At 53.9% G+C, this 23064-nt stretch carries 20 protein-coding genes and 1 riboswitch; of the genes, 5 read left to right on the top strand and 15 right to left on the bottom strand.

Annotated features, from left to right (window positions below; translation table 11 throughout):
- The first annotated feature begins 62 nt into the window (after positions 1 to 62).
- Complete coding sequence (locus QNH46_RS07345; RefSeq protein ID WP_283927533.1) at positions 63 to 1148, top strand: M24 family metallopeptidase; 1086 nt, start codon at positions 63 to 65, stop codon at positions 1146 to 1148.
- 146 nt (positions 1149 to 1294) lie between these two features.
- Here the strand turns inward: QNH46_RS07345 and QNH46_RS07340 are convergent, their stop codons facing one another.
- Positions 1295 to 1993 carry a queuosine precursor transporter gene (locus QNH46_RS07340; protein WP_283927532.1) on the bottom strand — a complete coding sequence of 233 codons (699 nt, stop codon included), beginning with the start codon at positions 1991 to 1993 and terminating at the stop codon, positions 1295 to 1297.
- Positions 1994 to 2214: 221 nt separating this feature from the next.
- On the opposite strand from QNH46_RS07340, the gene QNH46_RS07335 reads away from it, so the two are divergent.
- Positions 2215 to 3903: a methyl-accepting chemotaxis protein gene (locus tag QNH46_RS07335; protein ID WP_283927531.1), complete on the top strand. Its 1689-nt coding sequence runs from the start codon at positions 2215 to 2217 to the stop codon at positions 3901 to 3903.
- 70 nt (positions 3904 to 3973) lie between these two features.
- Here the strand turns inward: QNH46_RS07335 and cobS are convergent, their stop codons facing one another.
- The 12 genes from cobS to cobD all read right to left on the bottom strand — a co-directional run bounded on the left by cobS (position 3974) and on the right by cobD (position 16880).
- Positions 3974 to 4783 (bottom strand): adenosylcobinamide-GDP ribazoletransferase, encoded by an 810-nt coding sequence (gene cobS / locus QNH46_RS07330; RefSeq protein WP_283928373.1) that lies wholly within the window; start codon positions 4781 to 4783, stop codon positions 3974 to 3976.
- A gap of 152 nt (positions 4784 to 4935) precedes the next feature.
- Entirely contained in the window at positions 4936 to 5526 is a 591-nt protein-coding gene (gene cobU / locus QNH46_RS07325; protein ID WP_283927530.1) for a bifunctional adenosylcobinamide kinase/adenosylcobinamide-phosphate guanylyltransferase, read from the bottom strand.
- Positions 5523 to 6602: a nicotinate-nucleotide--dimethylbenzimidazole phosphoribosyltransferase gene (gene cobT, locus QNH46_RS07320; RefSeq protein WP_283927529.1), complete on the bottom strand. Its 1080-nt coding sequence runs from the start codon at positions 6600 to 6602 to the stop codon at positions 5523 to 5525. The genes cobU and cobT overlap by 4 nt, the downstream gene beginning before the upstream one ends.
- 1173 nt (positions 6603 to 7775) lie before the next feature.
- Entirely contained in the window at positions 7776 to 8561 is a 786-nt protein-coding gene (locus QNH46_RS07315) for an ABC transporter ATP-binding protein (protein WP_283927528.1), read from the bottom strand.
- On the bottom strand, positions 8558 to 9604 hold the full coding sequence (locus QNH46_RS07310; protein ID WP_283927527.1) for a FecCD family ABC transporter permease: 1047 nt from the start codon (positions 9602 to 9604) through the stop codon (positions 8558 to 8560). Before QNH46_RS07310 ends, QNH46_RS07315 begins: the two co-directional genes overlap by 4 nt.
- Positions 9601 to 10614: an ABC transporter substrate-binding protein gene (locus tag QNH46_RS07305; RefSeq protein WP_283927526.1), complete on the bottom strand. Its 1014-nt coding sequence runs from the start codon at positions 10612 to 10614 to the stop codon at positions 9601 to 9603. The genes QNH46_RS07310 and QNH46_RS07305 overlap by 4 nt, the downstream gene beginning before the upstream one ends.
- A 200-nt stretch (positions 10615 to 10814) precedes the next feature.
- Positions 10815 to 11073, bottom strand: a riboswitch (cobalamin riboswitch).
- Between the two features lie 73 nt (positions 11074 to 11146).
- Entirely contained in the window at positions 11147 to 12103 is a 957-nt protein-coding gene (locus tag QNH46_RS07300; protein ID WP_283927525.1) for a THUMP domain-containing class I SAM-dependent methyltransferase, read from the bottom strand.
- An 82-nt stretch (positions 12104 to 12185) separates the two neighbouring features.
- Positions 12186 to 13148 carry an LLM class flavin-dependent oxidoreductase gene (locus tag QNH46_RS07295; protein WP_283927524.1) on the bottom strand — a complete coding sequence of 321 codons (963 nt, stop codon included), beginning with the start codon at positions 13146 to 13148 and terminating at the stop codon, positions 12186 to 12188.
- Positions 13149 to 13259: 111 nt separating this feature from the next.
- Positions 13260 to 13871 (bottom strand): histidine phosphatase family protein, encoded by a 612-nt coding sequence (locus QNH46_RS07290; protein ID WP_283927523.1) that lies wholly within the window; start codon positions 13869 to 13871, stop codon positions 13260 to 13262.
- Between the two features lie 44 nt (positions 13872 to 13915).
- On the bottom strand, positions 13916 to 14878 hold the full coding sequence (gene cbiB / locus QNH46_RS07285) for an adenosylcobinamide-phosphate synthase CbiB (RefSeq protein WP_283927522.1): 963 nt from the start codon (positions 14876 to 14878) through the stop codon (positions 13916 to 13918).
- The gene (locus QNH46_RS07280; protein WP_283927521.1) at positions 14875 to 15789 is read right to left on the bottom strand and encodes an adenosylcobinamide amidohydrolase; all 915 of its coding nucleotides are present in this window, start codon (positions 15787 to 15789) and stop codon (positions 14875 to 14877) included. The genes cbiB and QNH46_RS07280 overlap by 4 nt, the downstream gene beginning before the upstream one ends.
- Positions 15786 to 16880 (bottom strand): threonine-phosphate decarboxylase CobD, encoded by a 1095-nt coding sequence (gene cobD, locus QNH46_RS07275; protein WP_283927520.1) that lies wholly within the window; start codon positions 16878 to 16880, stop codon positions 15786 to 15788. Before cobD ends, QNH46_RS07280 begins: the two co-directional genes overlap by 4 nt.
- A 262-nt stretch (positions 16881 to 17142) precedes the next feature.
- Between cobD and lplA the strand changes: the two genes are divergently transcribed.
- The 3 genes from lplA to QNH46_RS07260 are packed head-to-tail and all read left to right on the top strand — an operon-like array spanning position 17143 to position 20024.
- Positions 17143 to 18147, top strand: a complete 1005-nt coding sequence (gene lplA, locus QNH46_RS07270; RefSeq protein WP_283927519.1) for a lipoate--protein ligase — start codon at positions 17143 to 17145, stop codon at positions 18145 to 18147.
- Positions 18148 to 18168: 21 nt separating this feature from the next.
- Complete coding sequence (locus QNH46_RS07265; RefSeq protein WP_283927518.1) at positions 18169 to 19167, top strand: DMT family transporter; 999 nt, start codon at positions 18169 to 18171, stop codon at positions 19165 to 19167.
- 53 nt (positions 19168 to 19220) lie between these two features.
- Positions 19221 to 20024, top strand: a complete 804-nt coding sequence (locus QNH46_RS07260) for a Cof-type HAD-IIB family hydrolase (RefSeq protein WP_283927517.1) — start codon at positions 19221 to 19223, stop codon at positions 20022 to 20024.
- A 514-nt stretch (positions 20025 to 20538) separates the two neighbouring features.
- Here QNH46_RS07260 and QNH46_RS07255 read toward each other — a convergent pair.
- Together QNH46_RS07255 and QNH46_RS07250 are read right to left on the bottom strand one after the other, a co-directional pair.
- Positions 20539 to 21273 (bottom strand): MBL fold metallo-hydrolase, encoded by a 735-nt coding sequence (locus tag QNH46_RS07255; protein WP_283928372.1) that lies wholly within the window; start codon positions 21271 to 21273, stop codon positions 20539 to 20541.
- 538 nt (positions 21274 to 21811) lie between these two features.
- Entirely contained in the window at positions 21812 to 22876 is a 1065-nt protein-coding gene (locus QNH46_RS07250) for a sulfate/molybdate ABC transporter ATP-binding protein (RefSeq protein WP_283927516.1), read from the bottom strand.
- Positions 22877 to 23064 lie beyond the last annotated feature (188 nt).

The raw sequence follows: 23064 nt of genomic DNA, 5'->3' as shown, positions 1-23064 counted from the left end.
TCTGCATTGAATCTTTTACCCTATAATAAATAAATAGTTTTAAAGAGAGGGTGGTTCGCCATATGAACTCCAAATGGACCATACTGGAACAAAAAATGCGGGAGGTGGGCATACAAACTCTAATCATTACGGATCCCAAGCACGTCTATTATCTGACAGGCTTTCTCAGCAATCCTCACGAACGGTTTCTGGGCGCCGTATTCTCCATGGGCAAACAGCCCTTCCTGCTCGTTCCCGAGCTGGATGAAGAGAACGCCCGCGCGTCAGCCGACATCGCCGAAGTCGTCACGCACAGTGATACGGATAACCCTTATGATGTATTGAAAAAAAATCTGAAATCCTCAGTCGGTACGATCGGGTTTGAAAAGGACCATATGTCCGTAGCCCGCTTCGAGCAGCTCCAGGACTCCCTATCCTTCGCTAGATATCTGGATGTCGGGCCTTGGCTGCGCCAGCTCCGCAACCGCAAATCGCCAGAGGAAATCGAGAAAATCCGCCATGCGGCCAACCTGATCGAGCAAGTATTGCAGGACACTTTGCCCCGTGCAGCAATAGGCGTTACTGAAAACGAGCTCGTTGCCGAAATTGAATACCTCATCCGTAAAGTAGGCGCCGAAGGCCCGGCTTTCGATTCCATGGTGCTTACCGGCAAAAAAACCGCCCTCCCCCACGGAGTGCCAGGTAGTCAGGCCATCGCGAGCGGCGATTTGCTAATGTTCGATATCGGCCTATACGCTGGCGGTTACGCTTCAGACATTACCCGGACCTATGCTGTCGGCCATTTGGACGAACCGCTGCAGCGCATCTATAATACGGTCCTCGCTGCAAATGAAGCCGCGATCCAGGCCATTAAGCCCGGCGTGTCCTATGCCTCGATTGACAAAGCCGCCCGCGACGTCATTGCGGACGCCGGATACGGGCCCTATTTCATTCACCGGCTCGGTCACGGCCTCGGCATCGACGTTCACGAGTTCCCTTCCGTCCACGGCGAGAACGAGCTGCTGCTGGAAGAAGGCAACGTATTTACCGTCGAACCGGGTATTTACGTTCCAGGACTGGGCGGCGTCCGGATCGAGGACGATGTCGTGGTAACGGCTTCGGGAGTCGAAGTGTTAACGACGCTTCCAAAGGAGCTTACCTATTTGTAAACCACTTTATGAGGCCATAACCAACCTGAAGCAGCCTTCGTCGTCAAGACGGAGGCTGCCTGTGCATTTGCAATATTTTTACGTGAACAACCGCCTCGGCGGAGCCGCCCTGCCATTGTTCCCCGGACACGCCGAATGAATTCCGGCTACCTGGTTTGCGCCGTTTCAACCTCATCGGGATGATAGTTTCGAGCGATATACAGGAATGGGGTACCAGCAGCCGTAAGGATAAACTTGATGACATAAGTGGTGAGCAAAATTTCCGTCCAAATGGGCAAGCTGTATTGCCCGGCAAAAGCGATGGTGCAGAAGATCAGTGTATCGACAAACGAGCTGACCATCGTGCTGAAATTGTTGCGAATCCACAGCTGACCCCGGCTCGGATAGAACTTCCTGATCCATGCAAACAGCCGCACATCCAGAAATTGACTGATGAAGTAGGCCGTCAGACTTGCGAGCGCAAGCCGCGGCATCCAGCCGAATATGCTCTTTAGCGATTCTTGAGCAAAGTCCCCGGGTTGGGGGGTAAAGACCAGAGCCATCTGCATCAGGACGGTCGTCATAATCAAAGTAAAGAAACCGAACCACACCGCTTTTTTGGCTTCGCCGCGGCCGTATTTTTCATTGAGCAAATCGCTGGTCAGATAGAGGCTGACATACATCGTATTGCCGAGGGTCATCACGATCCCGAACATTTCGATCGTTTTCACCACTTGAATATTGGCGATGACCGTAGCTACACCGATCCACGCATAAAGGCCTTTTTTACCGAACCATCGATAGCATATCAAGAAGAACGTAAAGTTCACGAGCACGAACAGAACGCCCCATCCGAAATTGAACATATGACTTCCTCCCTATGTTTATGTCGCTTAAATGAAAAATAAGTGAAAATTTTATGATAGAAGGCAGAAATCACCAAAATCCCTATTTTCAAATGGGAGAACTTGCTATATTATATTTCTAATAGACCAATGGTTAATATTTCGCTTGGGTGAACGGAAGGAGACCAATAGCAGCAGCGACCAACCAACACGGTTTAAATAGATTAGGAGGATTTTTTGTCATGCTCGGAATCAAGCATTCTATCAGCCGTAAATTCATGACAACCTTTGCCGTCGTCATTGTATTGTCTTCGCTTTTATTCAGTATTAGCTTTTATTACGTATCCATGGGCATTATCAATCATAACGTCTTGCCCCAGTTTGATAAAGTTCTACATACGAGTACGCAGGATATATACCGCAGACTCGATACTACCATGTCCCTCCAGCTGCTTAAGGGCGGAGAAAATAACCGGTTCGGCGTGGAGGCTTACTTAACAAAGAGCGCAGAGGATTTTCAACTAGATACGGTTTATCTCATTCACCTGCATGATGAGCAGGCTACCGTCATTGCGGCGAGCACTGGCTCTGCCGTACAAGCCTCCGAAGCGATCGCCGTTCAAAATGCGATGAAGCAGGCGTCCGCAGGCAAACTGGCCATTAGCGACCTGTATTCGGACAAATTCGGCTACCATAAGACGGCTTATATCCAAGTTCCGGGCAGCGAGCTAATGCTGGCTGTTGGCATGGATGCAACCTTCGTCAAGGAGAAGCAATCGGAAATCTTCTGGATCTGCTTCGGCATTACCGCCCTCATTATCATTGTCGGATCTGCTGCAGCCTTTTGGATCAGCAAACGGATTACACGGCCGTTAAAGAGCCTGACCCAGGTGACCGAGGCCATGGCCCGCGGTGATTTGCGCCAATCGATTCAGGTTCAGGGTCACGACGAGCTGGCCCAGCTCGCGCTAAGCTTCCGTACGATGACAGAACAGTTGAAAGGAATGATTTCGAGCGTACACCATACCTCCCAGGCTGTCGTTAACACTTCGGATAGCTTGCTGAGCTCGGCGCAAACCTTCGAGCAATTGATTTACAGCTCCAATGAAGCGGCACAGCAAGTGGAAACAGGCAGCACGGCGCTCGCCTCGACTGCAGCAGAGAATGCGCGGGCCATGGAGGAAATCTCCAAAGGCATTCAATATATCGCGTCCTCCTCCGCCGACATCACCGAAAAAATCGGCGAAGCCTCGCAGAAGGCAATCACAGGCAATGAACTGGCGCACGGTGCAGTCGACGGCATGCTCCTCGTTGAAGAAGCCGCGGCCGAATCGATGAACCATATTTCCCTGATGAACGAGCGCTCCGAAGCGATAGCCCAAATCGTTGGAACGGTTAAAGAATTCAGCAAACAGATCAACATCCTGGCGCTCAATGCCGCCATCGAGTCGGCCCGCGCCGGCGAACAAGGCAAGGGCTTCGCGGTCGTAGCCGAAGAAATACGCAGGCTTGCCGAACAATCCCGCATCGCTACCGATGAAATCGGCGATTATCTCCTCGCCATCCAGGAGGAGTCCGGCAACTCGGTTCGTGCCATGCAGCGGGTCAGCGAGGAAATCCAGTCCGGGACGTCCCGCGTCAAAAACGCGGAAGAAGCCTTCTCCCAGCTGACAGAATGGATTCAATCGATAAATTTGACCATTCAATCGATCTCCTCTTCGACCCAGCAGGTTTCGGCCAGCGCGGAAGAGGTCACCGTCTCTGTAGAAGACGCTGCCAACATCACAGCTAAATCGCTCGAGATGATCGAGGAAATTGCCGGCAACTCTACAAGACAGGCGGAGAAAATCAAGGATCATGCCAGCACTGTGCGCAACCTGCATGAAGGCGCACTCTCCCTGCGGGAATCCGTTAGCAAATTTATCATCTGATAAATGGATAAAAATTATTTACTGCCTCAGCAAAGCCGTGATACTCAAGGTACCACGGCTCTGCTGTTTTTTACCCCAGACAAATCACCGCTGCTAGCAGTACCACTGCCTCAATGCCCTCGTTCAAAGCGCCGTAGACATCCCCCGTTAATCCGCCTAGCCGCTTGCTGATCCTGCTGGCAGCCAGTGTGCCTGCGAGCCAAGCGATGCAAGGCGCAACACAGTATAACAGCACAAGAGAGCCTAGGACAGTTCCCTGTTCCAGTGAGGTTATTGCCGTTAATCCTGCGGCGGATAGCAGCAGGGCGGCAGCCGTGGAAACAGCAATACTGCCCGGCTTCAGCCCGCGAAAATTGCCCGCAAGCCCTTCACCCTGCCGCGCCGTCGGCCATGCTTGCATAGCATAGGTCATGAACCAGCGGCTCCATATCGCTGCCGTCAGAAGCGCTGCACCCACCTGGGTAAAGCCATAGCCGATCAGCGTGTAGAGGAGAGACATTTTCAGCAGAAGCAGCAGCACGCAAGCGATGACTCCCATGGCGCCGACCCGGCTGTCCTTCATGATTTCCAGCATTCTCTCCCTGCTCCGGTAGCTGAGCAGCGCATCCGCTGAATCCATCCAGCCATCGAGATGCAGCCCCCCGGTCAGCCAAATCCATAAAGCGAGGATGAGCACTGCAGCCGGCATTGGCGGGAGCACCCAAGCACAGCCTACAGTAGCCAGACCGAGCGCAGCACCTATAGCGAAGCCGACCAGCGGATAGTATTTGGCACTGCGCCGCAGCACCCCCGGCGTAAAATCCACCTCAACCGGCACAGGAAACCGCGACAGAAATTGAAACGCCGCCGCCAGCGGCCAATCCTTGCCGGTATCCTTAATGGAACTGGCATCGGGCAAGACCGGACTGTTGGTGCTGTTAGTGATGATGGGGTTATTGACGCTGTTGGTGCTGGATACGCTGTTATTGTTGCTGTTTGCGCTGTTCGTGCGGGGATCGTCCACAACATTTCTTTCGCTTTCGTTGCTTCTGCTCACAGCTTATACTCCCTGCTTTTCAGCTCAATCGGAATTCCCGCTGTAACAAGAAATACCTGATCAGCTATAGCGGCTACACGCCGGTTCAAAATCCCCGCCAAATCCCGGTACTGCCTGCCCAGCGGATACGCGGGAACAATCCCGCTCCCCACCTCGTTAGTTACAATTACAAGCGTGCCCCTGTAACCTGCGATTGCCTCAAGAAGACGATCGATTTCCTTCATCATCCTGGATTCGGCATCAACCTGTTCGCCAACAGCGAGCAGCATATTAGACAGCCATAGCGTTAGGCAATCGATCAGTACGGCAGGAGAGGTATCGATTTCAGTTTCTGTGTTCGCTTCTTCAAGCTGACCGCTTCCCAGTTTAATGAGTAGATTGCTTAGCTGAAGCGGCTCCTCGATCGTCCTCCACGTATAACCTGCCGCTGCCCGATCCTGACGATGCAGGGCAATTCTCTGCTCCATCTCTTCGTCGAAAGCCTGTGCCGTGGCGATATAGTATGACTTGGATGCGTGCTTCATACACCAGCGTTCGGCAAAGCTGCTCTTCCCGCTCCGGGCGCCGCCAGTCACCATAACGATCACTTCGCATCCTCCTCGACAGCCGGTTCACCCGCAGAGATTCCCGCACTTTCGAAAGTAGCCATTTCCTTCATGATCCGGCAAGCTCCGTCAATCAGTTGCAAAGCAAGCGCACCGCCCGTTCCTTCACCGAGCCGCATATTTAGCTCCAGCATCGGGGAAAGTCCAAGCTCGCGCAGCACCTGAATATGCCCCGGCTCCTGCGAGTGGTGGGAAGCCACCATATAACCCGCCGTCTCCGTGCATAGCCTTTGAGCGACTAAAGCTGCAACGCTCGAAATAAATCCATCGATAACGACCGGGCACCGATGGGCGGCTGCGCCAAGTATAACCCCAGTCAATCCGGCTATCTCCAGTCCGCCCACCTTGGAAAGCACATCGAGCGGATCATTGGCGTCCGGCTGATTTACCGCAATGGCCCGTTCTACTACGGATGCTTTATGCTCTAGCTTGCGTTCGTCAATTCCGGTGCCGCGGCCGACGCATTCGGCTGGAGCAATGCCCGTAAGCACACTCATGATAGCGGCGCTAGCCGTTGTGTTGCCAATGCCCATTTCACCGGTGACGAACAATGTTGTTCCTTTATTCACAGCCTCCTTCACGACGGCAACCCCGGCCAAAATAGCCGCTTCTGCTTCCGCACGGCTCATCGCCGGTTCAAGGGCCATATTGGCCGTTCCCATCCTCACCTTCCGCTCCAACAGATCCGGATGACTCAGCTCGGCATTCACGCCGATATCGACACATAACACTTCCGCCGAAGCCTGACGGGCAAATACATTAATTGCCGCTCCGCCAGACAAAAAATTCAACACCATTTGCGGGGTAACCTCAGCCGGAAAAGCGCTAATTCCTTCCTCGCAAACCCCGTGATCCGCAGCCATCACAATGATCGCGCGCTGCGGAAAGCTTGGTTTAACCTGCCCGGTTATACCGGCAAGCTGAACCGCCAGCTCCTCCAGCTTGCCAAGACTGCCCGGCGGCTTGGTCAATCGATCCAGGTGCTCTGCCGCTGACTCTGCCGCTTTCTTTTGCAGCGGCGCAATTAATCCAATGATGTCCGAAATGGAATAGCTCATCCATCAGCCCTCTTCTCTAAATTAATCTAGTAATATGTCAACAATTGTGCGGTTACCTTTGATTACGGACACAGAAGGCGCTATTTGACCTGTTTGCGTAGTTTTCAGCGACCTAACGGACTTAGGAGACCTTATTGGCACCAACTCTGTGCAAAAAGCCATGCTTAGAGCACATTAGCGGAACCACGGTCCGTTAGCTGCCCGTAAACCGAGATTTTCGTGAAATAGCGGAACCTGTGTCCGTTACGCTGTATGGGAGTTTCAACACTACTATTCAGGGCACCAGTAAGCCTAAGTTGCTGCAAACTCGCTGGTTGCTGGCTCGCTTACGGACACAGAAGGCGCTACTTGATCTGTTTGCGTAGTTTCCAGTGACCTAACGGACATAGGAGACCTTATTGGCACCAACTCTGTGCAAAAAGCCATGCTTAGAGCACATTAGCGGAACCACGGTCCGTTAGCTGCCCGTAAACCGAGATTTTCGTGAAATAGCGGAACCTGTGTCCGTTACGCTGTATGGGAGTTTCAACACTACTATTCAGGGCACCAGTAAGCCTAAGTTGCTGCAAACTCGCTGGTTGCTGGCTCGCTTACGGACACAGAAGGCGCTACTTGATCTGTTTGCGTAGTTTTCAGCGACCTAACGGACTTAGGAGACCTTATTGGCACCAACTCTGTGCAAAAAGCCATGCTTAGAGCACATTAGCGGAACCACGGTCCGTTAGCTGCCCGTAATCCGAGATTTCCGTGAAATAGCGGAACCTGTGTCCGTTACGCTGTATGGGAGTTCCAACACTACTATTCAGGGCACCAGTAAGCCTAAGTTGCTGCAAACTCGCTGGTTGCTGGCTCGCTTACGGGCACAGAAGGCGCTACTTGATCTGTTTGCGTTGTTTCCAGTGATTTATCGACACAGGAGACAGGCACAGATACAGATACAGATACAGATACTGGTACACATACTCACGCCTCATGCCTCATGCCTCATGCCTCATGCCTCATACCTCATACCTCATACCTCATACCTCATACCTCATGCCTCACGCCTCATACCTCATGCCTCATGCCTCATGCCTCATACCTCATACCTCATACCTCATACCTCACGCCTCATGCCTCATGCCTCATGCCTCATACCTCATGCCTAGCTTCTCACGCCTCGCTTCTCCCGACTCACGTCCCCTGTTCACTACGCAGTAGCAGTTGGGGCACGCCGCGATCCGGATGCATGACCGAATAAGCATCCACTTCAAACAGCGACTTCACTATTTCCGGGGTAATAATTTCGTTTGGCGTTCCCGTTGCAACGATTTTGCCATCCCGCAAAGCAAGCAGCTTGTCGCAATACAAGGCCGCCAAATTCAAATCATGCATCACGGCAACGACCGTTAAATGTTCGGCCCGCTGCCAGCTCGAGACCAGTTCCATGAACTGCATCTGGTAGCGGATGTCGAGGTAGGTCGTCGGTTCATCCAGCAGCACAAGCTCCGGCTGCTGCGCCATCACTTTGCCGAGGGCAACCCGCTGTCTTTGCCCGCCGCTAAGCACATGCAGCGGCTTGTTCTCCAGCCCTTGCAAATCCAGACGGCTTACAATTTCATTGAGCAAAACCTCGGCACCGTTTCCTTCTTCCTTTCCGCGCCAATTTTGAAAAGGGAACCTCCCCATTTCCAGCACCTGGCGCACCGGAAAAGCCATCGGCGGCAAGCCGTCCTGCTGAAGCACGGCGAGCCTCCTAGACAGCGCCTTGCGCCCATAGGCTGCGAGCGGCCTGCCGTCCAGCATTACCTCCCCGGCCTCAGGACTCTCTACACCTGACAGCACGTTCAGCAGCGTCGTCTTTCCGCTGCCGTTCGGCCCGATAATTCCCCAGAAATCGCCCCGCTGCACCTGCCAGTCAATCCCCTTGAGCACCGTCTGGCGTCCATAGGATTTCTCTACCCCTTGTACTTCGATCATTGCAGCTCCTCCATTCGCCGCTTCTTATTGCGGTACAGCAGATAAGCAAAGAACGGAGCGCCGACGAAGGCCGTGACCACGCCCAAAGGGATCTCCGTTGGGGCCAATACCGTCCGGGCGGCCAAATCGCTCCACATCATGAATATCCCCCCGCCAAGCGCGGAGAGTGGAATAATCAACCGATAATCCGGTCCCGTTATCAGCCGTATCATATGGGGAATAACCAAGCCGACAAAACCGATGACCCCAGACACGGATACAGCCGCCGCACTCATTAACGTTGCCACAAGCAAAACCAAGACCTTCGTGCGATCAACATTCAGCCCGGAATGGGATGCCTGACGCTCACCAAGCGCAAGCAGATTTAAGCTGCGGGCCTGGCTCCACAGGAACAGCAGCCCAATGACCAAATACGGGAAAAGGATGATCGTATACGACCATCCGCGCAAACTGAGACTTCCCATCGTCCAGTATAGTATTTCGTTCACCGTCTTTTTCGACATGGCCGTCAAAAAAGAAACGATCGCACCGAGAAAAGACTGCATGACCACGCCCGACAAGATAAGGCTTTCGATCGGAATTTTCCCGTTTTCCCTGGCCAGCCACATGACGACAAGCAGTGTGCTTGCCCCTGTTATAAACGCAATGACCGGCAGCGTAAACACGCCGATTAAAGAGAACTGCCAACCAAAGAAAATCAGCGTAGCCGCACCGACCGCCGCGCCCGAGGAAACGCCTAAGGTAAACGGGTCTGCCAGCGGATTGCGCAGCACGCCCTGAAATGCGGCCCCCGCCACCGCCAAAGAAGCGCCGACCAGCATGCCGAGCAGTACGCGCGGCAGCCGTACCTGCATAACGATCTGCTCTGCCGAGACGTCCCAGTCCGGCGTAATCATGCTGCCGATCCATGGCAGGCGGTGAAGCAAAATGCCGATAATCTCGCCGGTCGGCAGAAAAACGGAACCAACGCCGATGCAGACCAGCAGCGTAACAGCCAGAAGTACCAAACCCGCCGTTCCGTATCCCGCCAATTTATTCATCATTGCTGGATCAATTCCGGATAAATGGCCCGTGCCATTTCAATCAATCCCTGGGTCACGCGCGGGCCAGGACGGCTGAGCAGGTTATCATCCAGGCCGATGACACGGTCTTCTTTTACGGCCGTAATTTGATCCCAGCCACCACGTGCTTTAATCATATCTCCAATCGTCTTGTTGTTCTCGTCGACGACATTTTTGGCAAACAGAATAACGTCCGGGTTGGCTTTAATGATGTTCTCTTCATTGATTTCGTTCCAGCCTTCCAGATCGGAAGCTACGTTCTCTCCCCCGGCCAGCGTAATCAGTTCGTCCATGTACACGCCTTTCCCAACGGTCCAGCCTGGCGAAAACTCGATGTAGACTTTCATTTTCTGTTCCGGAGTCAAGGACTTAACGGCATCCAAGACCATATCGCGTTCTTTCTCCATTTGGGCGACAACTTCCTCGGCTTCCTTCTGCCGGTCGGTAATTTCCCCTACGGCTCTAATATTCGCCAGCGTTTCGTCCAGATTGGTCGGATTCGATTGATAAACCTTGATTCCGAGATCGGTAAGGCTTGTTACGGTTGCCGGGGCGATCAGATTGCCGGCCAGCACCAGATCCGGCTTGGCGGCGATGACCGCCTCAACGTTGACCTGGAACCCGCCCATCCGCGGCTTGTCCTTCACCGCTTCGGGATAATCGTCGACATCGGACACACCTACGATTTGCTCATCCAGCCCAAGCGCGAATAATCCTTCCGTCTCCGATGGAGCCAGCGAAACGATTCTTTGCGGCGCAGCTTCGAAAGTGAATTCCGCGCCAGTAACATCCTTCACGGTCAACGGATAGGCTGTGCGCTGCGCATCAGACGCAGAATCCCCCTGCACCCCCTGTCCGGTTTGAGCGTTCTGTTCCTGCTGAGCTGGAGCATTTCCAGTGTTCGTGCCTGCCGCATCCTTGCCGCAGCCAGCCATCACGACGAGCATGATTGCTAGAAGCCAAATCCCCCAGAACTTTCTAAATTTGTTCATGAATTCTCTCTCTCCTTAGAAGGCGTATAGTTTGTACATGAAAAGCCCGTTCTCAATGGAAATACAGCAAAAAGACAGGAAAAAGCCCCATCCGTGCAGGATCGGGCTACGTCTACAAACAAGTCCATGTACGGTACAAGCCACCCAGCTTGTCCGCAGCATAGCTCTTTTAGCAGAACGTATCCTTTCCTCGAAGGACCGTCTCTTGATTCCCATAGGCAGGTCTCCTGACTCCAGGTTGCCGATTCGGCTCGCCTTCCCATCTTCGCGTGTCCCTTTCCAGCAACTACCTTCAAAGTAAGGCAGAGTGCGGGTTTAACGAATGACAGTGGCATATCATGAGCTTCATCCCTGTTTACAGTGGCGGGACCGTGCCGGAATTGCACCGGCTTCCCTATTAACCCGTGGCGGAAGCTTGCGGACAAGCGCCGCCTTGGGACCTACGGTTTTTCCATTTGGCACTAGGCATTCATACATCTTCGTCTGTATTGGATTATAGGGGAAAACCGCACAGATGACAATCATTCATCCCTTACCGATTAGCTCCGCAAACCCAAATATGTCTGACAAAAGAACTTTTGCTGACCGTTCCGTAATCGTGAATGCGAAAACCGGCGTCAACGATCTCCTTCTCCAGCTGCTCCGTGGAAACGATGACTGTCCTTTGGCTAAACCGTCTTATGCTGCGCAGCATTTCGCCGCGCTCCCCGGGTGACAGTACGGAGCATAAATTGTACGGCATGTCCACGATAGCCGCATCGTAAAGCTCGCCTACTTCATTCAGATCGCCCAGGCTGACCCGATCATCGCTGTATCCGAAATGGCGCAAATTGATTCTCGCTCCCCGGACCGCCAACGGGTTAATATCCCGGCCCACGATATCGATCTCCATCGATAACGCCTCGATCAGCACATTTCCCATCCCGCAGCATGGGTCGATGGCCTTGACAGCGTACGGCTCGGGCACCGCGATGTTCACCAAAGCCCTGGCGACAGCCGTGCTCAGTCCTGTGGAATAATTGCGCGGCTTGCTCTTATGGCGCAGCCAAACGGACTCTGCCGCATGGCATATTCCAAGCAGCCAGCCCCCATCAACGAACATTAGGCCGAACGTCACCTCGGGATTGCGCATATCCGCTCTACCGCGAATCCGACCGCCGATCTGCCGCTCGAGCTCGCGCTGCTCCTCATAGCTAAATGCAAGCATGCCGCCCAGCTTTATGCATACGACTTTAAATGTTTTGCCCTGAAGATCAAGCTCGGCCGCTTGCATGGCCACGCTGTCCGGATCATCTCCAGTAAGCAGGATATCTATCCGGTATGAAATAAATGGACTGCGGCTCGGATCCATCCGTTTGTCCGTTGCGATGTACCCTTCCGTATTCGGCGAATGTCCAAACAAAGCCGCGAGCTCCATTTCGCATAGCCGCCGCTCATTCTCATGGCTGGCGTAAGTGTAAATGTAACCGCAGCTGTTTTCTTTATACATATAAATCTCGCTCCCAACCATGAACTCACTTCTGCCCGTCTGCACGGATCAAGTTTCCTTTACAGCGATATACGGGTCACTATTACGCACCATCAAACGCCGCCACCCCCCGTAAAGCCTCGGCCAGCAGTCTGTAGCATTCCAGCCTTGCCGCATAGTCAGGAATAGGGCAAACGATCAGAAATTCGTCATTGGCGTATTCGCACTGCATATCTTTAAGCTGCTTATGCACGCTATGCGGCGTACCGCTTATGCTTCGGAACGAACCCCACCCCGTTTGTCTTGCCGTCTCATCGAGCACCTGTACCCAATGCGCAGCTTCACTCTCCGTCCCTGCGCAAATTACGCTAACGGCCAGTAGCGTCTTTGGCGCGCTTTGCAGCGCAGAGGGCGTAAAATCTGCCCGATAGGCGGCCAATATGTCTACGCCGTCACGCTCGCTCATAAACTGTCCAAAAACATAACCCGTTCCAAATTTGGCCGCGTATTCCGCGCTTTTCTTGTTCGTTCCGAGCATCCAGACCGCTGGTCCGATTTGCGGCTGCGGCCGTGCGGTTACGGCATGCCCCTCATACTCGTAAGCGTCCTGGAGCAGCTCCAGCAGCGAAGCGATCGTCTTCGGCAGCTCAGCAACCCGTGCTAAAAAATTGCCGCTAAGAGCCATAACAGTGTGCGCTTCTCCACCTGGAGCCCGTCCCAGTCCCAAATCTATCCTGCCCGGATATAATGCAGCCAGCAGCCGGAACCACTCTGCTACTTTCAGCGGACTGTAGTGGGGCAGCAGAACGGCCCCCGAACCGAGGCGAATCCGCTCTGTCTTTGCTCCGACATGGGCCAGCAGCACCTCAGGCGAAGTACAGGCCAGCCCGGGCATATCGTGATGCTCAGCCGTCCAATACCGGGTGTAGCCCCATTTTTCGGCATGCTGTGCCAAAGACACAGCTTGTCTTAACGCCTCTTCATCCGAATACCCGGGCAACCGGGGAACCAGATCTAGCACACTAACCGCCAGTTGCACGGATGTTCCCGTTCTTGTTTCTGGCATGCCCATCACTTCCTTTGTCGGTATTGATGCATAATAATCAGCTTTGATTTATTTTCTCCTGCACAAGCAACGCCTTATGCTGTTGGGACGTATCGTAATACTCCTGATCCGCTAATCCGCTGCAGCTCTCTCTCCGATTCCAAGCCGAAGTACGCCTCCAGCTTCGACAGCCGTATCCCAAAATCCCGTTCCAGGACGCTGCAATGAGGCTGCGAGCGAGACGACGCCCCCATGTGTGACAGCAAGAATCCGCTGCCCCATGTTATGATCTGGGCATGGGTTACGTTGCGCCAGGTTGACCCACTCCTCATAGATACTTCTTACCCGCTGGTGAAAATCGTCCCACGTTTCCCCGCCGGGTGGAGTTACCGATACCGGATCATCAATCCAGGCGCGATAAACCAGGTTATCCTTGAGCATTTCATACGTCTGCCCTTCCCATTGCCCAAAGTTCATCTCCCGCAGGCGCGAGTCGTATACAGCCTTCCCGGCAAGATCTGGCCTGACCCTCTCCAGGGTCTGGCGGCAGCGCAGCAGATCGCTGCAATATACCGAAGAGAAAGAAACGCCCCCAAGCTCCTTCTTCAGACCCTCCAGTCCAGACGCTTCATCATCCAATAGAGCAACATTCGAATGCCCCTGATAGCGCCGCTCCCTATTCCAGCTAGTACGGCCATGGCGGACCAGCCAGAGCTCAGCTGCGTAACTCTTTTGCTTCTTCAATCATCCCGCCTCCCAATAACCGCTTTTACCATATTGATCGGGAACTAAAATCCGCCCGCTAACGCCAGCCACGCTACTGTTCCCAGCAGCACGAATATATCTGAAACTACAAACAGCATTTGGCCCGTTTTTGGAATGTCCTCCGCCTCCAGCTCACGGGTCTTGTCCCCCATATACGCGCGAAAAGACACCACGCCATGATAGGAATTCTCCCCGCCCAAGCGAACGCCAAGCGCTCCGGCGACGGCTGATTCGGGGTACCCGCTGTTCGGGCTTGGATGGGACGAAGCATCGCGCCGCACGATGGCTGCAGCCCCTTTGGCATTGAAGCGCAGCAGCCAGGCAGCGGCAATTAACAACAGGGCCGTAAGGCGCGCGGGAATATAATTCGCGATATCGTCAAGCCGGGCCGACGCCCAGCCGAGATCGATGTATTTCTCATTTTTGTAGCCGACCATCGAATCGAGGGTGTTGACGGCGCGGTAAGCCATCGCCAGCGGAGCCCCGCCCAGCAGCGCGAAGAAGAGCGGCGAGACGACAGCGTCGACGATATTCTCGGCGACCGTCTCCACCGCGCCGCGCGCCACTTCCGGCTCTGGGAGGTGTGCGGTGTCGCGCCCGACGATCATGCCGAGTGCGCGCCGCGCAGCCGGCATATCTCCGCGGCGCAAATGGCCGCACACCTCCATGCCGGCAGCCTGCAGCCCCTTGGCCGCGATGGTCGTGGCAATCAGCGCGGCTTCCGCCAGCGCGGCGAGCCACGGGCTGACCTGGGCCAGCAAGCGCAGCACAGCCCAGGTCACGGCAAAGCTGCCGCCCGCGACAAGCAGCGGCAGCAGCAGCCCCGCAGCACGGTAGGCGCGGGGCTGCACCAGGCGGCGAATGGCCGCCTCGATCGCGGCGATCGCCTTCCCCATCCCGACGACGGGATGGGGAAGCCAGCGCGGATCGCCAAGCAGCCGGTCAAGCGCATACGCGACCGGCAGCACCCACCACGCGGCCGTCATTTCGGCCCTCCGGCCGCGGCCAAAGATTCGCGAACCGCGTCGTACACCAGGCGGCCAATCGTGCCGCCCAGATCGGTCGCGGTTCCCGCGTAGGCGTGCAGCAGCGGCCACTCGGCCCGCTGGCTGACGCCCAGCATGACCGCATCCGTCGTCGTGCCGGTTGCGGTCAGGCCGTTCTCGGCGTCGCGCACGCCGAGATCACTCAGCGCGGCCGCCTTGGCCTCCGTCGCCGTGATGACGGCGTTCACCATGGCCGCGGGGGTCATTCTGCCGTCGACGACGAGCATAATATTAATCGTGCCCGGCGTCCAAGAGGCGGGGAACGTCGTCCGCGGCACGCCAGCCCGGGCCGCGTTGGACACGCCCGCCGTCGCGCAGCACAGCACGCCGAAGTCGGCGCCCTGCTCCTCGGCGACCGCCGCATGCTTCAGCTGCACCGCCGTAAGCAGCCCGGCCGTTCCCTGCTCGGGATATCCCCATTCGCCTAGCAAATTCCGGGTATCCCGCACCGGATCTTCACAGTGATAGAACCTGTCCACGTATATATTCACAAAGCGCTGGAGCGAATGCATTCCGCCGCCATATACCGCGCTGCCCAAACTGTCCATCGGCTCTGGCGCTTCCAGCAAAATATGCCGCTCCTTCCGATACAGCTTCAGTCCCGGCCATATTTTCGAGTGGTAGACTGTTTGGTCAACTTGATCCACTTCGCCCATTTGGCGGGTTTCATTCACTTTGGCGGGTTTCGCCTGACCAGCAAAATCAGTACGATTAGCCTGATTCACTTTAATGGTCTCGCTAACTTCAAGGGCCTCATTAATCCCATCGGCCTCACTAGCCTTACTAGCCTCTCTGGCTCCATCAGCCTTCACCGCTTGTTCCGCCTGCACATGCAAAAAAGGGGTTGTCATCCCTCTCCTCCTCCCATCACCTGCTCCATCTCCCGAATCAGCACGGCATTGGCCGCCCGATCCTTCACGGCGACGCGGATATGGCCGGCGTCAAGCCCCGGATACATCGCGCAGCTTCGCACGAGTACGCCGCGCCGGCCCAGCGCCTCCTGCATCGCTTCAGCCGTCCACGGCCCCGGAAGCCCTAGAAGTAAATAGTTGGCTTCTCCCGGCGTCACCTCACAGCCTAAGCGCTCAAGCTCACCACTAAGCTGCTTTCGCTCCGCTGCAATCGCATGGATCGTCGCCGTCTCGTATTCCGGCCCTGCCTGCAAGCTGATCTCTCCTGCCCGCAGCGCCAATATATTAACACTCCACGTCACCTGCTTGCCTCTCATCGCCGCGGCCATATGCGGGTGGGCGATGCCGTAACCGAGCCGCAGCCCCGGAATCGCATAGAACTTCGTCATCGACCGAACGATGATGATGTGCGGATAACGTTCCAGCTCAGGGAGCAGCGACTGGCGCCGCTCCGGAGGTATGAAGTCGATGAACGCCTCATCCAGCACGATATATGTCTCATGCCGTTCTCCCGCCTTGGCAAACTGCCGTAATTGCTCCACATCATATTGCACCCCGTTCGGGTTGTTCGGCTGGCCAAGGAACACGAGGTCGCTGGCCGCGATCAGTTTCACGATTTCCCCGGGCTCGGCGCGATAGTCCCGCTCTGCGGTGCCGTAAACTGCCTGCACCTCCGCCCCGAACTGCCGGGACAGCGTTTCGTATTCCGAGAAGCAGGGCTGTACGACGCCGACTTTGCCTGGCGCCAGCGCCAATAAAATGAGCGCCATGATTTCCGCCGCGCCGTTGCCTACGCAAACGGCCTCCTGCCGAACCCCGTGGCGTTCGGCCAATAAGGCGAGCAGCACCCGATGGCCCGGATCGGGGTACCGAATAATTTCAGGCAGCGCGGCCTGCAGCGCCTCCAGCATGCCCGGCGGCGGCCCGAGCGGGTTAATATTTGCGCTAAAGTCGGTGAATTGCTCCGGCTCAAAGCCGTATCGCAGTGCTGCCGACTCTACATCTCCTCCATGTCCGTACACTTCCAGCATATTGCCATTCCCCTTTTCCTCAAAATCGTTTATGTATTAATGCATTTCTTTCGTCTTAACTGCTTCTCGCCCCAAGTTCGATGCCCTCATTATGAGGCGAATCCCTATGCGCCGTCAATGACGACACCCCTTGCCACGGAATAAATGGAAAATGCCCGCACCCGCTTTTTTCCTTTGGTTTCCGCCTGAATTGGTTTACAATGTACGTTAGGATAATTCAAATTTGCAGGTTACAAATATAGATTTGGATGGAGGAAGAGTCATGCTGTTTATTGACAACCAGGGAATCACTGACGCCTCGGTCAATCTGGCCATCGAGGAGTACGCGCTGAAGCATCTTCCGCTTGAAGATGACAGCTATTTGCTGTTCTACATTAATGCGCCGTCGATCATCATCGGCAAGCATCAGAATACGATCGAGGAGATCAACCTCGATTACGTCAAAGAGAATAATATCCAGGTCGTTCGCCGTTTGTCCGGCGGCGGTGCGGTGTACCACGATCTGGGCAATTTGAATTTCAGCTTCATTACGAAAGATGACGGACAATCCTTCCACAACTTCCGCAAATTCACCCAGCCGGTCGTTGAAGCGCTGCAATCTCTCGGCGTTAATGCAGAGATGACGGGGCGCAATGATCTGCAGGTCGGCGAGCAAAAAATTTCCGGCAACGCCCAATTCTCCACACGCGGCCGCATGTTCAGCCACGGCACGCTCATGTTCAACCTGAATCTGAGCGATGTCGCTGCTTCACTACATGCGAACCCGGAGAAATTCAAATCCAAGAGCACCAAATCCGTGCGCAGCCGGGTAGCCAACATCATTGACTTCTTGGAGCAAAAAATGACGATCGAGGAATTCCGCGCCGAGCTGCTGCGGCATATTTTTGGCATGGATGTGGACAAGGTGCCGCAATATCGCCTGACCGACGACGATTGGAGCAAGATCCATGAAATTTCCAAGGAACGTTATAAAAATTGGGATTGGAATTTCGGATTGTCCCCGGAGTCCAATGTGAAGCATTCCAAAAAATTCCCCATCGGCATCATCGATCTTCGCATGGACATTAAAGACGGACATATTCAGGAGATTAAAATTTACGGCGATTTCTTCGGGGTAGGCGATGTCGCTGATATCGAGGACAAGCTGCGCGGTGTGCGTCATGAGGAAGAAGCCGTTCGCCAGGCGCTCGCGGGCATCGACATTAAGCACTATTTTGGCAACCTCGAATTTGATGATTTCGTCGGCCTGGTCTTTCTGAAAGAGTAGCCGATCGTGATAAAAATAAACATGCCGCGTTCCCGCATCGCCGACTTGAGCCTGCTCTTCGTCGCCTTGATGTGGGGCTGCACTTTTCTGATCGTGCAAAATGCGGTGCAGGCGCTCCCGCCGCTCGCCTTCAATGCGATTCGGTTCATCGGAGCCTCCCTGCTGCTGGCGATCATTACGACGCTGTTCTACCGGAACGATTGGCGCCGGTTCAATCTGCGCTTGCTGGGCCATGGCGTGCTGCTGGGACTGTTTTTATGCGCGGGCTACGGTTTTCAGACGGTCGGTCTGCTCTATACGACGACCTCGAATGCCGGGTTCATTACCGGCTTGTCGGTGGTGCTTGTACCGTTCCTGTCGGTAGTTCTTTTTCGGCACAAACTGTCCGTGTTCACCTGGATTAGCGCCATACTGGCTGCCGCCGGACTGTACCTGCTAACGTTCACGAACGGCAGCTTCTCACTGAATCGCGGAGACGTCCTGATTCTGTTCTGCGCCTTCGCCTTTGCGCTGCATATCGGCTTTACCGGGCTCTATGCTCCGCGTTATCCGGCGCTGCCGCTGGCAACGGTCCAGCTTGGCGTGACCGGGCTGTTCAGTCTGGCCGCTTCCCTCATGACCGAGCATGTCGGAACATTAGCGCAAACGACGGAACTGCTGCTGCGGCCTGAAGTACTGCTGGCGCTGCTTGTTTCGATCGGCCCGACCAGCGCCTTTGCCTTTTGGATTCAGACCGTCTGTCAAAATTACACGAGCCCGGCGCGGGTTGCTGTTATCTTCGCGATGGAGCCGGTATTCGCAGCGATTACAGGCGTGCTGTTCGCCGGCGAGCAGCTTGGCTGGTCTGCGCTGCTGGGCTGCGGCTTTATTTTTACCGGAATGATTCTGGCCGAATTAAAAGCAGGGCACAGCCCGGATCAGGGGGGCGAAAGCTCCTGCATTGTGAAGTCTGAGGACAATAAAGAGGGCGGCAAGAAGGAGAGCATCCCTTCCCCGTTGCCTACAGAGAGGGCTACTTAGCGTTCGTTGCTATTATAGCTTCAATCATGACTAGAAGAGGAGATATCCAGACGATGTATAAGCTTATTGCAATTGATATTGATGATACTTTGATTAACGATGACAAAGAGGTCACCCCTGCCACGCAAAAAGCATTGGAAGAAGCGGTTGCCGCCGGCGTCGTCGTTACGCTCGCGACCGGCAGAGCCTATTCCTCGGCTCAAGCCATCGCCCGCCAGACCGGCCTCAACGTGCCGATCATTACGTATCAAGGCGCCTATGTCAAAAATCTGCTCGACGAGAAGGTGCTCTATGAGCGCTATCTCCCTTTGGACGCGGCCAGCAAGCTTTTTGACTATTGCGTAGAGCACAATTTGCATCTGCAAACGTATATCGATGACAAGCTCTATGCGAGAGAGGAAAATCAGAAGCTGATCGACTATACGTCCCTCAACAACACAGAGTATTTTATCGAACCGGATTTTGCCAAGCTGGTTGCCCAGCCTACACCAAAAATGCTCATTATCGATGAGCCGGATTACTTGGATGAAATTGCCCCTGTGCTCCGGGAGCTGCTTGGTCCTTCGGTGCATATTACCAAGTCCAAGCCGAACTTCCTGGAGTTCATGCACAAAGAAGGGACAAAAGGCCATGCGCTGAAATTTATCGCAAACCATTTCGGCTGCGGACTGGACGAGACGATCGCGATCGGGGATTCCTGGAATGACCATGAAATGCTGGAGGCCGCTGGACTCGGCGTCGCCATGGGCAACGCCATCCCGGCGCTGAAACAAATCGCCGATTACGTTACCCTAAGCAACAACGAGGATGGGGTCAAGCACGCGATCGACAAGTTTATTTTCAACCGTGAAGCATAAAGCTTGCCGGGATACATTCATAGATAAGCGGCACAGTAAAGAACCTCGCATGGATAGGAATGCGAGGTTCTTATTTGTTGAATATAGAATCTGATTTTTGAATCTGAATTATTGAACCTGGATTTAGGCTAGGAACGAATCACTGTGGAAGCAATAATGCTGCAAAACTGCAGAGTTCTGTTGGATTTTAACTTACGTTTGGAAAATACTGCAATACTACATGAATACAGCATTTCTCCTTAGTTTTCGAAAGCAATCACCGATTATTTAAAAGCGGAATGTATTTTATACATCTAGTTAAGCCATTTTATCGAAAATTACATGCGCTAAATGTAAAACATGCAGTTAGTTCGCCTGAATAGAGCGAATTCGCCGAATGAGCTTAAAACCAAATGTAGGTTCTGCAGTTAGTTCCCTCAAACACAGCCGAAACCGATGAACTAACTGCATGAATTACATCTAGTTACCTGATCTTTCCACCTAGGGCAGTCATAAATTAGTAATTTGCTGTATGCTACGCTAATTCAACCATCTGGCCCGCATAAGCCAGCTCCACGCCCTCGGGCAGCGCATAGTCGCGTCGCAGGTCGATATCGTGGGACATATGGGTAAATAGCGCACGCTTCGGCTGAACTTCCTGAAGCAGCACCAGCGCCTCTTTGATGTCATATACAGAGCGGGTCGAGAACTCTGCCTTCTCCTCATAGAAGCTCGTTCCTAAAATGAGTAAATCCAATCCGCGAAGCGGCTCTTTCTGTTCCTCGGATAGCGCGATCGCATCGGAGCAATAGACCCAGACGTATCCCCGCTTGGACAGGCGATAGGCGTAGGAGTAGCCGTTTTTGCCGTGGAATACCTTCCAGCCCTCGATATGCCACCCAGCCAAATCACAGCCTTGATCAACCGCATGCATATTCAGCTGTGCCGGCAGCCAAGGATATTGGCGCACAATCATGTCTATCACTTCCTGCGGCGCATACAGCTGTCCCCGCCGGTTCAGCCAGCGGCAGGAATCTGCCCATTCCGGCAGCCCGCCGATATGATCGAAATGAGCATGCGTCACCACAATATGCTCTATAAAACGCAGGCCCTTCCGCTCCATCGCCTTACGCCAATCCGGGCCGCAATCAATAAGAAATGCCCCCTCCCTGCCTTCCAGCAGCACGGACGAGCGGTATCGCCGATTGATGCCCTGCTGTCTCGCTTCATCGCATATTTCGCAATCGCAATATACCCTGGGTACGCCCATCGCATCTCCCGTTCCCCAAAACGTTAATCGATCTCCTGCCGCCTCGGTCGAGCAACCGGCCTGTTGTTCATTCTGTTGTTCATTCTGTTGTTCATTCTGTTGTTCATTCTGTTGTTCATTCCGCTGCTCTCTCAATCGTCCATCCAGTCTTTCATTCAATCGTACATCTCGTCGTTCATTGAAATGGTCATCCGTTAGCTCATCCAGTAGACCCGCTGTCTGCCCGGCCTTCTCGCCGTCTGCTCCTTTTCTCACTTCTCTATTCACCCCGTTGTCAACAATGTTTTGGATAGATAGTCTATTTGATTTCGACTTTGTGCAATCTGTTTAATCCGTTTGAACACATGTCATCATTTTAACACAGTCTTGCGGCTATATCCTTAGCCCTCGGTCATCCTTCTATGTGCCGCAAGTGCGAACCCGCCGCCCGACAATACCAGGCAAAAGCCCCTTCATACATTCGCAGTACAGTTTCCCGTCTCCATCAAAAAAACAACCGTCCTTATCAATTCAAGAACGGTTGTTGAAGATACACCATTTAAATCATTACGCTCAGTGGATCGCCTTTCAGCGGATTCTCCACAATCCAGCTCTTCTCGTCATTAAACAGATAGGCCCGGTGCACCAGCACTCTAACCTCCTGTCCGGCGTGAAGCGTCTCTTTCTCCAGCGATCGGAACGTCGTTAATTTATGTCCGCCAACCTCAACCTCCACGAGCCATTCGCTCCCCCGGAAGTGCAAATGCTTGACAATTCCCGGTGCGGTTGCGGATTTCAGAATGAACTCCTGCTCTGTTCCCACCTCAATGTATTCCGGACGAACAAATGCCCGTACACCTTGGCCTTCCGCCGCCTCCTCAAAGCCCTTCAAGTCGGAAGCTCTCTCCACGAGCGTGGATTGCCCGATAAATGACGCAACAAATGGCGTAATCGGCTCTTTATAAATATCCCAAGGCGTTCCCTTCTGTTCCAGGCGGCCCTGGTTGATAATCATAATTTCATCCGCAACCTCAATGGCCTCATCCTGGTCATGCGTAACGAAAATGGAAGTAATCCCAACGCGCTCGATCAGCTCGCGGAGCCAGGAACGAAGCTCCTGTCGAATCTTGGCATCAATCGCGGCAAAAGGCTCATCCAGCAGCAGCAGCTGCGGCTCTGGAGCCAAAGCACGGGCAAAGGCGACCCGCTGACGCTGCCCGCCGGACAGCTGATGCGGATAACGCTGCTCAAACCCTTTCAGGCCGGTGAGCTCCACAAGTTCCATGACCCGCTCCCTAATCGCAGCCTTAGGAACCTTCTTTACCTGCAGGCCGAATGCGATATTGTCAAAGACCGTCATATGCTTGAACAAGGCATAGCTCTGAAAGACGAAGCCAATCCCGCGCTCTTGCGGAGCTAGGTTGTTAACCTGTTGTCCATGGAACAAAATTTCCCCGGAATCAGGTTGTTCCAAGCCTGCCAACATACGTAAAATGGAAGTTTTTCCTCCACCGCTCGGTCCGAGCAGACCGATCAGCTGTCCTTTCTCGATTCCAAAGCTGACGTCTTTGACGGCATGAAAATTGCCAAAATGTTTGTCCAAGTTTTTTACTTCCACATGCATTCGGAGGCCACACCCTTTCGATAAATCCTTTATTCGACTCACTTTATATATTATTCTTATGAACTTACTTGGCATTATGTCTAAAACAAAAGCACCCATGGATTGGTGCATACGAATTTTCTAGCTTGTGATCTTACAAAATACTTTACCAAACCCTGCCTTTACCGTCAATCCATTATGTTTCAATA

This window comes from Paenibacillus woosongensis (assembly GCF_030122845.1).
Taxonomy (GTDB): Bacteria; Bacillota; Bacilli; order Paenibacillales; family Paenibacillaceae; genus Fontibacillus; species Fontibacillus woosongensis_A.
The sequence above is the reverse complement of the archived record's forward strand: the minus strand, read 5'-3'. Positions and strand labels throughout refer to the sequence as shown.

Coding starts and splice junctions, on each gene's coding strand:
- QNH46_RS07345 (WP_283927533.1), top strand. CDS start 63: ATGAACTCCAAATGGACCATACTGGAACAAAAAATGCGGGAGGTGGGC.
- QNH46_RS07340 (WP_283927532.1), bottom strand. CDS start 1,993: ATGTTCAATTTCGGATGGGGCGTTCTGTTCGTGCTCGTGAACTTTACG.
- QNH46_RS07335 (WP_283927531.1), top strand. CDS start 2,215: ATGCTCGGAATCAAGCATTCTATCAGCCGTAAATTCATGACAACCTTT.
- cobT (WP_283927529.1), bottom strand. CDS start 6,602: ATGAGCTATTCCATTTCGGACATCATTGGATTAATTGCGCCGCTGCAA.
- QNH46_RS07315 (WP_283927528.1), bottom strand. CDS start 8,561: ATGATCGAAGTACAAGGGGTAGAGAAATCCTATGGACGCCAGACGGTG.
- QNH46_RS07310 (WP_283927527.1), bottom strand. CDS start 9,604: ATGATGAATAAATTGGCGGGATACGGAACGGCGGGTTTGGTACTTCTG.
- QNH46_RS07305 (WP_283927526.1), bottom strand. CDS start 10,614: ATGAACAAATTTAGAAAGTTCTGGGGGATTTGGCTTCTAGCAATCATG.
- QNH46_RS07300 (WP_283927525.1), bottom strand. CDS start 12,103: ATGTATAAAGAAAACAGCTGCGGTTACATTTACACTTACGCCAGCCAT.
- QNH46_RS07295 (WP_283927524.1), bottom strand. CDS start 13,148: ATGCCAGAAACAAGAACGGGAACATCCGTGCAACTGGCGGTTAGTGTG.
- cbiB (WP_283927522.1), bottom strand. CDS start 14,878: ATGACGGCCGCGTGGTGGGTGCTGCCGGTCGCGTATGCGCTTGACCGG.
- QNH46_RS07280 (WP_283927521.1), bottom strand. CDS start 15,789: ATGACAACCCCTTTTTTGCATGTGCAGGCGGAACAAGCGGTGAAGGCT.
- cobD (WP_283927520.1), bottom strand. CDS start 16,880: ATGCTGGAAGTGTACGGACATGGAGGAGATGTAGAGTCGGCAGCACTG.
- lplA (WP_283927519.1), top strand. CDS start 17,143: ATGCTGTTTATTGACAACCAGGGAATCACTGACGCCTCGGTCAATCTG.
- QNH46_RS07265 (WP_283927518.1), top strand. CDS start 18,169: ATGCCGCGTTCCCGCATCGCCGACTTGAGCCTGCTCTTCGTCGCCTTG.
- QNH46_RS07260 (WP_283927517.1), top strand. CDS start 19,221: ATGTATAAGCTTATTGCAATTGATATTGATGATACTTTGATTAACGAT.
- QNH46_RS07255 (WP_283928372.1), bottom strand. CDS start 21,273: ATGGGCGTACCCAGGGTATATTGCGATTGCGAAATATGCGATGAAGCG.
- QNH46_RS07250 (WP_283927516.1), bottom strand. CDS start 22,876: ATGCATGTGGAAGTAAAAAACTTGGACAAACATTTTGGCAATTTTCAT.